Below are 13,998 nucleotides of genomic sequence, written 5' to 3'. Positions count from 1 at the left end.
CCTCGGGGGAGCCGCGCGTTCCCCCGGCGGGACCGCTCGCAGGCGACCGGAAGCTGGTTCGCGCACACGCCACTGACCGCGTCCCCCGCCAAGCCCCGGACCACAGAACACCCGCCGGCCGCACCCGCCGGCCGCACTGCGTAGCGCGAACCGCCACAATGATTCAAGGTCTCCGGAAAACACTTCGGACGATCGAGCAGTAATGAATTAAATTAGAACATTTCAAATATGTAAAAGGGCCCTTGAGTCCGGCGATCTTTCGGCCATGTTATGCGCCGACAAGCGAAGTTCATTGATTCATTGGCGAGGCTGCTCGCAGCTTTCACCTGAACGGGATGCATCGATGGCGTTCGATCGCGAAGATACGCTGTTCTACGTGGTGGTGAATCACGAGGAGCAATACTCGATCTGGCCGAGCTACCGCGACATCCCTGACGGGTGGCGCGCCGTGGGCGATCCGCGCGCGAAGGCCGATTGCCTGGCCTACATCGACGAGGTCTGGACCGACATGCGGCCCCTGAGCCTGCGCCGACACATGGAGGCGCAGGAGCGGGACGCGGGCGGCGCGCGGGCGTGACCGTGCCGGGACGAGTCCGGCTGTTCTGCCTGCCCTACGCGGGGGCGAGCGCCGCGGTGTTCGCGCAGTGGCGCCGCGGCCTGCCCGACGCGGTCGACGTCAGGCCCGTCGAGCTGCCGGGACGCGGCTCCCGGATCGGCGAGGCGCCCTGCACCGACCCGCGGGCGCTGACGCGGCGCCTCGCGGACGAGGTCGCCGGTTCCGTCACGGGCTCCTACGCGCTGTTCGGGCATAGCCTGGGCGCGCTGCTCGCCTTCGAGCTGGCGCACGAACTCCGCGACCGCGGGATCGCGGCGCCGCGCGCGCTGTTCGCCTCCGGATGCGCCGGACCGGCGGTGTGCGACGGGGCGTATTTCCGCCGCCCGCGCAGCGACGCGGACCTGCGCGACGCGCTGTCCGCCTACGGCGCGACGCCGCCGGAGGCGCTGGCCGATCCCGCCCTGATGGCCCTGGTGCTGCCGGTGCTCCGGGCCGATTTCCGGCTGCGCGGCGCCTACACCTACGCGGCGCGCCCGGCGCTGGACTGCCCGATCCAGGCGCTCGGCGGGACGCGGGACGACGTCGCCCGCGCCGACCTCGAGGCCTGGGGCCGCGAGACGCGCGGCCCCTTCGACCTCGCGCTGTTCGAGGGCGACCACTTCTTCATCCACGCGCGGCGGGGGCCGGTGCTCGACCTCGTCGGCCGGCAGATCGGCGCGCGGGCCGAGGCCGCGGCCTGAGGCGGCCGCGCCCGCCCATCGGCGGCGCGCGGGCCGGCGGCGCGAACGAACGGGATGTCACCATGGAGGACGCCGTGATGGAACTCGTGACCAAGCCCCTGCGGGACGAGGGTCCTCTGCCGCTCCTGGTCACGCCGCCGGAGGGCGCCGCGGGCGCGGCGCTCGCGGACGCGCTGCCGGCGATCCGGGCCGCGGCCGAGGCGCACCTCCACGCCGCGGGCGGCCTGCTGCTCCGCGGCTTCAGCCTCGACGGGCCCGACGCGTTCCGCAGCTTCGCGGCGGGCTTCGGCCACGACCTCCTGAGCTACGAGTTCGGCTCGACGCCGCGCAGCGCCGTGACCCAGGGGGTCTACACCTCGACCGAGTACCCGCCCCACCAGCACATCCCGCTGCACAACGAGCAGGCCTACGCCCGCGACTGGCCGATGAAGATCTGGTTCTACTGCCAGCAGGCGGCGCCCGAGGGGGGCGAGACGCCGCTGGCCGACAGCCGCGCCATCTACCGCGCCGTGCCCGAGCCGATCCGCGCGCGCTTCGCCGAGCGGGGCCTGATGTACGTGCGCAACTACGGCAACGGGCTCGACGTGGCCTGGGAGCAGGTGTTCGGCACGCAGGACCGGGGGGCGGTCGAGGCGTACTGCGCCGGCCACGGGATCACCTGCGAGTGGAAGCCGGACGGCGACCTCCGCACCCGGCAGGTCTGCCAGGGCACCGCCCGCCACCCCGAGACCGGCGAGCCGGTGTGGTTCAACCAGGCCCACCTGTTCCACGTCTCGAACCTCGAGCCGGAGGTGCGCGCGACCCTCCTCGACCTCGTCGACGAGCCGGACCTGCCGCGCAACGTCTACTACGGCGACGGCAGCCCGATCCCCGACGCGGATCTCGACGCGATCCGCGCCGTGCTCGCCGCGCACACCGTCGTCTTCCCCTGGCAGTCCGGCGACGTGGTGATGCTGGACAACATGCTGACCGCCCACGCGCGGACACCCTTCAAGGGCCCGCGCAAGGTCGTGGTGGCGATGGCGCAAGCCGGCCGCGCGCAGTGATGGCGGCGGCGTTCGCCTTCGCGGAGCCCGGGACCGCGCCAGGGACCGCGCTGTGGCGCGCCCTCGCGCGGGGCGCCCGCGCCCGGCTCGTGCTGGCCGGCGCGGCGAGCCTCGTCGGCGGGATCGCCACGACGGGCCTGATCGTGCTCATCAACGGGGCGCTCCACGCGTCCGAGCCCGCCCGGGCCGACCGGATCGCCGCCTTCGCGGCGACCGCCCTCCTCGCCTGCGCGGCGCTCGTCGTCTCGCGCGCGCTCTTCGCCGATCTCGGGCAGCGCGGGCTCGCCGATCTCCGGTCCGCGATCGCCGCGCGCGTCCAGGCCGCCGCGTTCGCGGATCTCGAGGCTGTGGGGAGCGCCCGGGTGCAGGCGCTGGTGACCGAGGACGCCAACCAGGTCGCCAACTTCCTCACGGCGCTGCCCGTGCTCGTCACCAACTGCGCGGTGGTCGCGGCGACCCTCGCCTATCTCGGCTACCTGTCGTTCCCCCTGTTCCTGGCCTCGGCCCTCACGATCGCCCTGGGGGCCGCGGGCTACTCCGCCTGCTACGGCCGCGTCACGCGCCACCTCGCCCGGGCCGGGGCGGAGCAGGACCGCCTCGTCGGACATTTCCAGGCGCTGCACGGCGGCGCCAAGGAGCTGCGCCTCAACCGGGAGAAGGGGCGCCACTTCCTCGACGCGGTCCTGGCGACCGCGATCGCCCGCGTCGCCGACCACCGCCGGCGCGGCCTCGCCCTCCTCGCGCTGGCGGCGGGCTGGGGCCGCATCCTGTTCCTGGCCCTGATCGGGCTCGCGCTGTTCGTCCCCGGGACCGGCGCGCAGAGCCCGGCGGTGACGACCGGGTACGTCATCGCCCTGCTCTACCTGATGGGACCCCTCGAGGCGGTGCTGAACACGATGCCGCTCGTCAACCTCGCCCGCGTCGGCGCGCGGCGGATCGAGGCGGCCTTCGCCGAGCTGCCGCCCGAGCCGGTCGGCGATCCGGGGACAGGCCCGGCCGCGCCCCGGCGCGACGCCACCGTGACCCTGCGGGGCGTGACCCATCACCGGGCCGATCCGCAGACCGGCGACCGCTTCGACCTCGGCCCGGTCGACCTGACGCTGCGCCCCGGGGAGATCACCTTCCTGGTCGGCGGCAACGGCTCCGGCAAGACCAGCCTCGCCCGGGTGATCGCCGGCCTGCACCCGCCGACCGGCGGGACGCTGTGCCTGGACGGCCGCCCGGTGGCGGGCGCGGCCCTCGCCGGCTACCGCGCGCACGTCGCGGCCGTCTTCTCCGATTTCCACCTGTTCGAGACGCTGCTCGGCCGGCCGGACGCCGCGCGCGAGGCGCAGGCGCGCGCGTGGCTGACGCGCCTCGGCCTCGACGGCCGCGTCAGCCTCCGGGACGGGGTCTTCTCGACCCGCGATCTCTCGACGGGCCAGCTCAAGCGGCTCGCCCTCCTGGTCGCCTGCCTGGAGGACCGGCCCGTCATGATCTTCGACGAGTGGGCCGCCGACCAGGATCCCGACTCCCGGGCGGCCTTCTACGAGACGCTCCTCCCGGAGCTGGCCGCCAAGGGCCGGACGATCCTCGTCGTCACCCACGACGACCGCTGGTTCGACCGGGCCGACCAGGTCGTGAAGCTCGAGCGCGGCCTCGTGGTGGAGCACCGCACCGCCGCGCCGCGCGGCCGCCAGGCGGGAGCCGGCGCGTGAGCCTGCACGAGAGCCTGCACGTGAGCCGCGCGCACCGCGCGCCGTCGCCGCACCGGCCCGCGCCGGACGACAGCCTCGTGGCGATCCTGCGGGCGCGGGCGGCCGCCACGCCCGACCGGCTGACCCTGCGCTTCCTCACGGACGGGCGCGCGGTCGGGGCGTCCCTCGACTACGCGGAGCTCGACCGGCGGGTCCGCGCCCTCGCGGCGCGCCTCCAGCGCGACGCCGAGCCCGGCGCGCGGGCGCTCATCGCCCTGCCGAGCGGGCCCGACTACGTCGTGGCGTTCTTCGCCTGCCTCTACGCGGGCCTCGTCGCCGCGCCCTCCTTCCCGCCGGAGACGCGGGATCCGCACCACGCGGCCCGCCTCGCCCTGATGATCGCCGACATGGCACCGCGCCACGTCCTGACCGATCGGGCGAACCGCGAGACCGTGGCGGCGACCTGCGCGGGCAGCTCCGTAAGCGCGATCGTCTGTGTCGACGCGGTCGGCAGCGCCGGGGCGGAGGCGTGGCGGCCGGTCCCGTGCCCGCCCGACACCCTCGCCTTCCTGCAGTACACGTCGGGCTCGACCGCGAATCCCAAGGGCGTCGAGGTCACGCACGGCAACCTCGTCGCCAACGCCCGCTGGCTCGCCGAGGCGATCGCGCCCGGCCCGGACGACGTCTTCGTCTCCTGGCTGCCCCTCTACCACGACATGGGCCTGATCGCGGGGCTGATCGAGCCGATCTTCGCCGGCGCGCCGCTCGTGCTGATGAGCCCGCAGGCCTTCCTCGCCCGGCCCGCCTCGTGGCTCGAGGCGATCGGCGCGCATGGCGGCACGATCAGCGGCGGCCCGGACTTCGCCTACCGGCTGGCCTGCGAGCGCGTCGGCGCCGCCGCGCTGGCGGGGCTCGACCTCGCCGGGTGGCGCGTCGCCTACAGCGGTGCCGAGCCGATCCGGCCCCGGACCCTCACCCGCTTCGCCGCGCGCTTCGCCCCGGCGGGCTTCGCGCCGACGGCGCTCAGCCCCGCCTACGGCCTCGCCGAGGCGACCCTCCTCGTCGCGGCCAAGCCCCTGGGCACGCCGTGGCGCCGGCTGAGCGTGGCGCCGGCGGCGCTGGCGGCCGGCCGCGCCGTCGCCGACGAGGCCGGCACCGCCCTCGCGAGCAGCGGCCGGCCGGTCCGGCCCGAGCACCTGCGGATCGTCGACCCGCGCACGGGCCTCCCCTGCCCCGACGGGACGGTCGGCGAGATCTGGCTCAGCGGCCCCTGCGTCGCGCGCGGCTACTGGAACAACCCGGAGGCGACCCGCGCGACCTTCGTGCCCCGCGACGGCGCGACCTGGCTGCGGACCGGGGACCTCGGCTTCCTGGACGGCGGCGAGCTCTTCGTCACCGGGCGCGCCAAGGACCTCATCATCCTGCGCGGCCACAACGTCTATCCGCAGGACGTGGAGACGGCGGTCGAGGCGCGCGTGCCGGCTCTCCGCCCGGGGCGGGTCGCGGCCTTCGCGGTCGAGGGCCCGGCGGGCGAGGCGATCGGGATCGCCGCCGAGATCGGCCGGAGCGCCGCCGCCCGCGCGCCGGAGATCGCCGCCGCGGTCGACGCCGCGCTGGCGGAGGTGCTGGCCGAGCCGGCGGAACTCGTGGCCCTGCTGGCGCCGGGTACCCTGCCCAAGACCACGAGCGGGAAGCTCCGGCGCGGCGCGTGCCGGGACGGCCTCGCGGCCGGCGACCTCACCCCCCTCCACCTCTACCGGCGGCCGCAGGGTGCTGCGTCGCCGGATGAGCCGCCCCGGAGCGCGACGGAGCGCGCCCTCGCGGCGATCTGGTGCGATCTCCTCGGCCTCGACGAGGTCTCGCGCGGGCGCGGCTTCCTGGAACTCGGCGGCCACTCGCTCCTGGCGATGCGCGCCGTCGACCGCGTCCGCACCGCCTTCGGGGTCGCCCTGCCGCTGCGCGACCTGTTCGCGGCCCCGACCCTCGCCGACCTCGCGGCGCGGATCGACGCGCTGCCCCGCGACGCGGTGCCGGCGCCCGCGCTCCTGCCGCGCGCGGGCCCGCCCCTTCTGTCGCTCGGCCAGCAGCGGCTCTGGCTGGCCGAGCGGCTCGGCGACCCGGCCGGGCGCGGCGCCTACGTCATGGTCGGACATATCCGGTTCGGAGGCCCGCTGGAGCCCGACCGGCTCGCCGCGGCCCTGCGCCGGGTCGTCGCCCGGCACGCCGTGCTGCGGACCGGCTATCCGACCGGCGAGGACGGCCTTCCGGAGCCCCGGATCGCCGAGGCGGTCGCCCTCGACGTGCCCGTCGACGACCTCACCGGCCTCGATCCGGGCGCCCGCGAGATCCGGGTCGCCGCGTGCGAGGCCGCGGAGGCGGCCGCGCCGTTCGACCTCGCCGTGCCGCCGCTCCTGCGCGCCCGGCTCCTGCGCCTGGCCGCCGACGATCACCGCCTCGTCCTGGCCCTCCACCACCTCGTCGGCGACGGCTGGTCGGTCGGCGTGCTGCTCTCCGAACTCGGGGCCGCCTATCGCGGCGCGGAGGCGCCGCCCCTCCCCGTCCAGTACACGGATTTCGCGCGCTGGCACCGGGCGGCCGTGGAGCGCGCGGCGGCGGCCGAGACCGCGTTCTGGCGCGGGCACCTCGCGGAGGTGCCCGCCCTGCTGCCCCTGCCGACGGACCGGCCGCGGCCGGCGGTCCCGTCGCAGGCCGGCGGCTCCGTCCGCTTCGAACTGCCGGGGCCGCTGGTCGCCCGTCTGGCGGAGCTGGGCCGGGCGCGCGGCGCCTCGCCGTTCGTCGTGCTGCTCGCGGGCTTCCAGGCCCTGCTCCATCGGCTGAGCGGGGCCGAACGCTTCGTCGTCGGCACCGACGTCGCGGGCCGGCCGCACCCCGATCTGGCCGGGCTGATCGGCTTCTTCGTCAACGTGCTGCCGATCCGGGCGCGCCTCGACGGCGCCCCGTCCTTCACCGCGCTGATCGAGCGCGTCCGCGAGGACGTCCTCGCCGCCTTCGAGCACGCCACCCTGCCCTTCGACCGGATCGTCGACGCCCTCGACATCCCGCGCGCCCGCGCCCGGCCACCCCTCGTCCAGGCCCTGTTCGTGATGCAGAACGCGCCGCCCGGCGATTTCGGTGTCCCGGGGCTCGCGGCCGAGGCCCGGGCGGCCAGCGCGCACGGCTCGAAATTCGAGATGGCGCTCTTCCTCGACCCGCCCGCGCCGGGGGGCGGGATCGCGGCCGAGTGGGTCTTCGCCACGGCCCTGTTCACCCCCGAACGCGTCGCGCGCCTCGCGGAGGCCTACGCGACCCTGCTCGCCGCCGCAGCCGCCGCGCCCGCGGCCCCGCTCCCGACCCTGCTGCCCGGCCTGCCCGACCTTCTGCCCGCGCTCCCGCCCTCACGAGACCCGGAGGACCCCGTCATGTCGAACACCGCCCCGTCGCTCCCGCGCACCGGCCGCCTGGAAGCGAAGCTCGACAAGCTCAAGGGACTGGGCGCCGGCAAACCCGCCGCCGCCGCGGGCGAGCCGGCCCGCCTCTCGACCCTGGCGCCCGGGCGCGACTTCCCCCTCGTGATCGAGCCGCTGTCGGCCGACGTCGACGCGGTGGCCTGGGCGACCGCCCAGCGCGACTGGGTCGAGGGCAAGCTGCGCCGCCACGCCGGCCTGCTGCTGCGCGGCTTCGGCATCGCGACCCCGCAGGAATTCGAGGCCTTCGCCGAGGCGCTCCAGCCCGGCCTCTACGGCGGGTACGGCGACCTGCCCAAGAACGAGGGCGGGAAGAACACCTACCGCTCGACGCCCTACCCCGAGCGGGAGATGATCCTCTACCACAACGAGAGCAGCCACCTGCATGCCTGGCCGCGCAAGCAGTGGTTCTTCTGCCAGCAGCCGTCGCCGGTGGGCGGCGCGACGCCCATCGTCGACTGCCGCGCGCTGTACCGGCAGCTGCCGCCGGCGATCGCCGACCGCTTCGAGCGCCTGGGGCTGATCTACGTCCGCACCTTCACGGAGCGCTTCGACGTCGACTGGCGCCGCTTCTTCCACACCGAGGATCGCGCGGCCGTGGAGGCGCGCTGCCGGGCCGAGGGCGTCGACTTCGCCTGGCTCGACGCGGACACGCTCCAGACCCGCACGCGCTGCCCGGCGGTGATCACCCACCCGCTGACCGGCGAGAAGTCGTTCTTCAACCAAGTGCAGCTGCACCACCCGCGCTGCCTCGACCCCGAGGTGCGCGCCGACCTCCTCGGCCTCGTGGGGCCGGAGCGGATGCCGCGCGACGTGCTCTACGGCGACGGCACGCCGATCGAGGACGCGGTGATGGACGAGGTCGGCCGCCTCTACGAGGCGATCGCCGTGCGCTTCGACTGGCGCCCCGGCGACGTCGTGATGCTCGACAACATGCTCGCCGCCCATGCCCGCGACCCCTACGAGGGGCCGCGCCGGATCGTCGTCGCCATGGGCGACATGGTCGAGCGCGGCGCGGTCACGGGAGCGGCGGCATGACCGGCGCGGCGATGACCGGCGCGGCGATGACCGGGGCGCCGGCCTCCCTCGCGGCGGCGCCGACCCGGGCGCTGACCCCCGAGCAGCGCGCCTGCCTCGACGAGACCGGCACCGCGCCGAATCTCGTCGCCGAGATCGACCTGCCCGGGCCGGTCGAGGCGGACCGCCTCCGCCGCGGCCTCGCCGCGGTCGCCGCCCGCCACGACGTCCTGCGGACCGCCTTCGTGCGCGAACCGGGCTTCCGCGGCCTGCGGCAGGCCGAGGCCGGCGCGCCCGCTATCCCGCTCGATACCGGCGCGCCGCAGGGAGACGTCGGGACCGTCGGCCTTGCGCCGGAGCGCGGCCAGACTTTCGCGGCCGTCCTCCTGCCGGGTGCGACGCCGCGGCTGCGCCTCGTCGCCAGCGCCCTCGCGGTCGATGCCGGCAGCCTCGACCGAGTCCTGTCGGAGGTCGCGGCCGCCTGCGCGGCCGACGCGGCACCCGGCACCGATCCCGAGGCCGCGACCTACGCCCAGTACGCGGAGTGGCGCGAGGCGGTCGCCGCCGACGACGCGGACGGCGAGGGCCAAGCCTACTGGCGGGACCAGATCGGCGCGGGCGCGGCGCCCCTCCGGCTGCCCTATCGCCAAGGGGCGGCCGCCGACGCGGTGGAGGAGCCGGCCGCCGCGATCCGGCTGAGTCGGGCCGTCGACGCCGCCGTCACGGACGCCTTCGCGCGGGCGCTGGCCCGGCCGGACCTCGCCGCGGCCGGCGCCGAGGCCGTGCTCCAGGCCGCGTGGTGGCTGCTCGTGGCGCGCCTCGCCGAGCGGACGGAGATCCTCGGCGGCTGGGCGCACGATTGCCGGCGCGACTACGCGGTCTTCGCCGGCACGGTCGGCGTCTTCACCAAGACGCTGCCCCTGCGCCTCGTCCTCCCGCCGGAGACCAGCGTCTCGGAGGCCGCGGCCGGTCTCGCCGCGCGGCTCGACGAGCACCGCGCCTTCCAGGAACTCTGCCCCCTCGACGCGGCCGGCGACGACCGCCGCCCCGCGGTCGGCTTCGCGCTCGCGGCTCAGGGGGCCGCGCAGGACCGGCTCCTGCCCGGACCCGCCGGGTTCGAGCTCTGCCTGGAGCCGGCCCTCGACGCGGAGGGGCACCTCGCCGCGCTGACCTTGCACGCCGACCCGCGCCGCTACGCGGTGGAGGCCCTGGAGACCCTTCTCGATCAGGTCGAGACGCTGCTCGCCCGCCTGCCCGCGAAGGCCGCGACGCCCTTCGCGACCTACCCGCTCGTCGGCGCGCGCGAGGAGGTGCGCCTGCGCGCCTTCGGCCGCCCGGCCGCCCGCGCCCTGCCGGCGGAGACCCTTCCGGTCCTCGTCGCCCGCCACGCGGCGACGGCGCCGGACGCCCCCGCCCTCGTCGGCGCCGGCCGCACCCTGTCGTACGCCGCGCTGGAGGACCGCGTCGCGCGCCTCGGCGCCTGGTTCGCCGCGCGCGGCGTCGGTCCCGAGCGCGTCGTCGCCCTGGACCTGCCGCGCTCCGTCGACCTCGTGGTGGCGATCCTCGCGGTCTGGCGCGCGGGGGGCGCCTACCTGCCCCTCGACCCGGCCTGGCCGCAGGCCCGCCGCGACCGCCTGATCGCGCTCGCCCGGCCCGCGCTGACCGTGGCGCTCTCGGCCGACCCCGCGGCCGGCCGGCACGCCCTCGGGGCGATCCTCGACGGCCTCGGTGAGGCCCGGCACCCCGCCGAGGCCCGGGACCCCTCCGACATGGCCTGCCTGCTCTTCACCTCCGGCTCGTCCGGGACGCCGAAGGGCGTGGTGATCGAGCACGCCCAGATCCGCGCCTACGCGGAGGCCGTCATCGACGCCCTCGACCTGTCCGGCCACGGGCGCTTCGCGCTGACCTCCACGGTGGCGGCCGACCTCGGCAACACCATGCTGTTCGCGGCGCTGCGCCTCGGCGCCTGCCTCGTGGTCGCCGACGAGGCCGAGATGGCCGACGGCCCGGCCTTCGCGCGCTTCCTGCGCGGCAACGCCGTCGCCTGCGCGAAACTGGTCCCGTCCCACCTCGCCGCCCTCCTCGACGGCGTCGAGGACCCCGCGCTGCCCGCCCTGCTGGTGCTCGGCGGCGAGCCGACGCCGGCCGCCCTGGTCCGGCGGATCCGGGCGGCGGCGCCGACGACGCGGATCGCCAACCATTACGGTCCCACCGAGGCCTGTGTCGGCGTGCTGGTGCATCCGGACGCGGCCACCGCGCCGCCGGACGAGAGCCTGCCGCTGAGCCGCGTGCTCGCCGGCAGCGAGGCCTACATCCTCGACGCGGCGGGCGCGCTCGCGCCGACCGGCGCGGTCGGCGTGCTCCACCTCGGGGGCGCCCAGATCTGCCGCGGCTACCTCCCGGGCACGGAGGCCGGCGGCGCGGGCGCGTTCTCGCCCAACCCGTTCGGAGCGGGGCGGCTCTACCGCACCGGCGACCGGGCCCGCCTGCTGCCCGGCGGCCGCCTCGTGCTCGCCGGGCGGGCCGACGACCAGATCAAGCTGCGCGGCCACCGCGTCGAGCCGGGCGAGGTCGAGGCCGCGCTGGCGGGCCTCGCCGGCGTGAGCCAGGCGGCGGTGCGCCCGTTCACGGGGCCGGATGGCGCGACCGGGCTCGCGGCCTACGTGGTCGCCGATCCCGAGCGGACACCCGCCGCGCTCCTCGCGGCGCTGGCCGAAGCCCTGCCCGCCGCGTGGCTGCCCGCCCCGATCCTGCGCCTCGACAGCCTGCCGCGGCTGGCCAACGGCAAGATCGACCGCGCCGCCTTGCCCTCTCCGGACGCACATCCGGACGCGGGCACGGGCGTCCCGCCGCGCACGGCGCTCGAGACCGTGCTCACCGACGCCATGGCGGAGCTGTTGGGCCTGCCGGCGGAGCGCCTCGGCGCCGCGGGTGACTTCTTCGCGGCGGGCGGCAACTCGCTCCTCGTCATCAAGCTGACGGCGCGCATCCGCAAGCTGCTCAAGGTCGAGATCCCCCCGAGCCTGGTCTTCGACCACAGCACGCCCGCGACCCTCGCCGCGGCGCTCGGAGCCTACGCCCCGCCGGAGGCGATCGAGGAGACGGCGAGCCTGCGCCTGGAACTCGCCGGCCTGAGCGAGACCGAGCGCGCCGGCCTCGCCGGGGTGGGCGCGTGACCGGGGTCGGCGCGCGCGACGCGGCGCGGCGTGCGGCCCTCGCCCGCCTGCTGCGGGAGGACGCCGAGGCGGCCGACGGCATACCGCGGCACGCAGGCGGCCCGGCGCCCCTGTCGTTCCCGCAGGCGCGGCTCTGGTTCCACCAGCGCTACGACCCGGAGAGCCCGGCCTACCACTCGGCCCGGGCCTTCCGCCTCACCGGCCCCCTCGACGTCCCGGCCCTCGAGGGCGCGTTCCGGAGCCTGATCGCCTGTCACGACGTCCTTCGCACGGCGCTGGCGGATACCGCCGACGGCCCGCGCCAGATCCTGCACCCGCACGTGCCGTTCGAACTCGAGCGCGTCCCGGCCCTCGACGATGACCCGGGCGCGGCGCTGCGCGCCTTGAGCCGCCGCCCCTTCGATCTCACCCGCGCGCCGCCGCTGCGCGCGGTCCTGTCGGAGGCGGATCCGGCGGGCGGGCGCGTCCTCCTCGTGGTGATGCACCACATCGCGGTGGACGCGTGGTCGACGGCGCGGCTCTTCCGGGATCTGGCGCAGGCCTACCGCGCGGCCCTCGCCGATCCCGCGCGGATCGGGCAGCCGCTGCCCGCCCCGCGCCTGCGCTTCGTGGATTTCGCCGCGTGGCAGCGCGCCCGGTTCGACGGCGCGGCCGGGTCCGCGGCGATCGCGCGCGGGCGCCGCTACCTCGGCGACGCCGTCCCGGCCCTGGACCTGCCCCTCGACCATCCCCGCCAGCCCCTGGCGAACCGCCCGGGCGGGCGGGTCGACTTCACCCTGCCCGCCGACCTCGCCGGCGCGGTGGTCGCGTTCTGCCGGTCGCAGGCGTGCCCGCCCTTCGTGGCGCTGCTGGCGGCGTGGCAGGTGCTGCTCGCCCGCCTGAGCGGCCAGACGGACTTCGCCGTCGGCGTGCCGAACGCCGCCCGCACCCGCCCCGAGTTGCAGGACCTCGTCGGCTTCCTCGTCAACACGCAGGTCTACCGCGTCCGCCTCGATCCGCGCGGGAGCTTCCGCGATCTCTGCGCGCGGCTGCGCGGCGAGGCGATGGCGTTCCTGGCCGAGGACGACGTCCCCTTCGAGCGCCTCGTGGCGGAGACCGGGATCGCGCGCGACGCCGCGACCACGCCGGTCTTCCAGGCGGCGTTCAACTTCCGCCCCAGCCGGGATGCCACCCCCCTCGACCTCGCGGGGGTCGCGGCGGCGCGGATCGACGTCGACGTGGCGAGCGCCAAGTTCGACGTCGCCCTCGACGTCGCCGCCGACGGGACCGGCATCGATTGCCAGCTCGAGTACGATGCCGGCCTGATCGCGGACGCCACCGCCCGGCACTGGCGCGACGGGTTCCTCACCCTGCTGCGCGCCCTCGTCGCGGCGCCGGACCGGCCCATCCACGCGGCGAGCGCGCTCACGGCCTCCGACCGGGCGGTGATCGGGTCGGCGAACGCGACCGCCCGGGCCTACCCGGACGGCGCCGGCGACGTGCTCGCCGCCTTCGCAGACCACCGCGCGCAAGACCCGGACGCGATCGCGGTGACCGACGCCCGGACCAGCCTGACCCGCGCCGGCCTCGACGCCCGCGCCACCGCCATCGCCCGACGCCTCGCCCGCGCTGGCGCCCGACCCGAGCGCGTCGTCGGCCTCCTCCTCGAGCGCGCCTGCGACCTGCCCGCCGCCTGGCTCGCCGTCCTCAGGACCGGCGCCGCCATCCTCCCCCTCAACCCCGAGCTGCCCGCAGCCCGCCTCGCCGCCCTCGCCGCCGAGGCCGACCTCCTCCTCACCCAGCCCGAATTCGCCGACCGACACCCCGCCCTCGCCGACGCCGCAGGGCGCGCGCCCCTCGTCCTGGACGCCGATCCGGATGCCGATCCGGATACCGACGCGGACGACGACATCGCCCGGCCCGTCCGGCCCCGCACCCGCGCCCCCCACCCGGACGCGCTCGCCTACGTCCTGCACACCTCCGGCTCCACCGGCACCCCCAAGGCCTGCGCCAACACCCACGCCGCCCTCGCCAACCGCCTCGCCTGGATGGCCGACCACCTGCGCGTCGGTGCCCACGACACCATCCTGCACAAGACCCCCGTCTCCTTCGACGTCGCCGTCTGGGAGATCCTCCTGCCCCTCGTCACCGGCGCACGCCTCGTCCTGGCGCCCCCCGGCGCCCACCGCGACCCCGACGCCATCGCACGCCTCATCGGCCGGCACGCCGTCACCCTCCTGCACTTCGTGCCCGCCCAGCTCTCGGCCGCCCTCGCCGCCGGCGCCCTCGACGACACCGCCAGCCTCACCCGACTGGTCGCCAGCGGCGAGGCCCTGCCGCCCGA

General features: G+C 76.5%; 7 protein-coding genes. All 7 read left to right on the top strand.

The annotated features are described in order from the left end of the window. The first annotated feature begins 343 nt into the window (after window positions 1-343). Window positions 344-577 carry an MbtH family protein gene (locus tag BLW78_RS25050; RefSeq protein ID WP_020094344.1) on the top strand — a complete coding sequence of 78 codons (234 nt, stop codon included), beginning with the start codon at window positions 344-346 and terminating at the stop codon, window positions 575-577. Window positions 578-579: 2 nt separating this feature from the next. Beyond that, window positions 580-1,296: a thioesterase II family protein gene (locus BLW78_RS25045; protein WP_244527047.1), complete on the top strand. Its 717-nt coding sequence runs from the start codon at window positions 580-582 to the stop codon at window positions 1,294-1,296. A 62-nt stretch (window positions 1,297-1,358) separates the two neighbouring features. Beyond that, window positions 1,359-2,342: a TauD/TfdA family dioxygenase gene (locus BLW78_RS25040; protein WP_020094342.1), complete on the top strand. Its 984-nt coding sequence runs from the start codon at window positions 1,359-1,361 to the stop codon at window positions 2,340-2,342. Further along, window positions 2,342-4,039, top strand: coding sequence for a cyclic peptide export ABC transporter (locus tag BLW78_RS25035; protein ID WP_091682766.1), 1,698 nt, complete (start codon window positions 2,342-2,344; stop codon window positions 4,037-4,039). Before BLW78_RS25040 ends, BLW78_RS25035 begins: the two co-directional genes overlap by 1 nt. Continuing rightward, window positions 4,036-8,520 carry a condensation domain-containing protein gene (locus tag BLW78_RS25030; RefSeq protein ID WP_091682764.1) on the top strand — a complete coding sequence of 1,495 codons (4,485 nt, stop codon included), beginning with the start codon at window positions 4,036-4,038 and terminating at the stop codon, window positions 8,518-8,520. Before BLW78_RS25035 ends, BLW78_RS25030 begins: the two co-directional genes overlap by 4 nt. Further along, a complete protein-coding gene (locus BLW78_RS25025) occupies window positions 8,517-11,675 on the top strand; it encodes an amino acid adenylation domain-containing protein (protein WP_091682762.1) in 3,159 nt (1,052 codons plus the stop codon). Before BLW78_RS25030 ends, BLW78_RS25025 begins: the two co-directional genes overlap by 4 nt. Further along, a partial coding sequence (locus tag BLW78_RS25020) for a condensation domain-containing protein (RefSeq protein ID WP_139307738.1) occupies window positions 11,672-13,998 on the top strand: 2,327 nt, incomplete at its 3' end. The genes BLW78_RS25025 and BLW78_RS25020, both read left to right, overlap by 4 nt.

It is taken from the genome of Methylobacterium sp. 275MFSha3.1 (assembly GCF_900108435.1).
In the GTDB taxonomy this organism is placed as follows: domain Bacteria; phylum Pseudomonadota; class Alphaproteobacteria; order Rhizobiales; family Beijerinckiaceae; genus Methylobacterium.
This window is presented reverse-complemented; position numbering and strand designations above follow the sequence as displayed.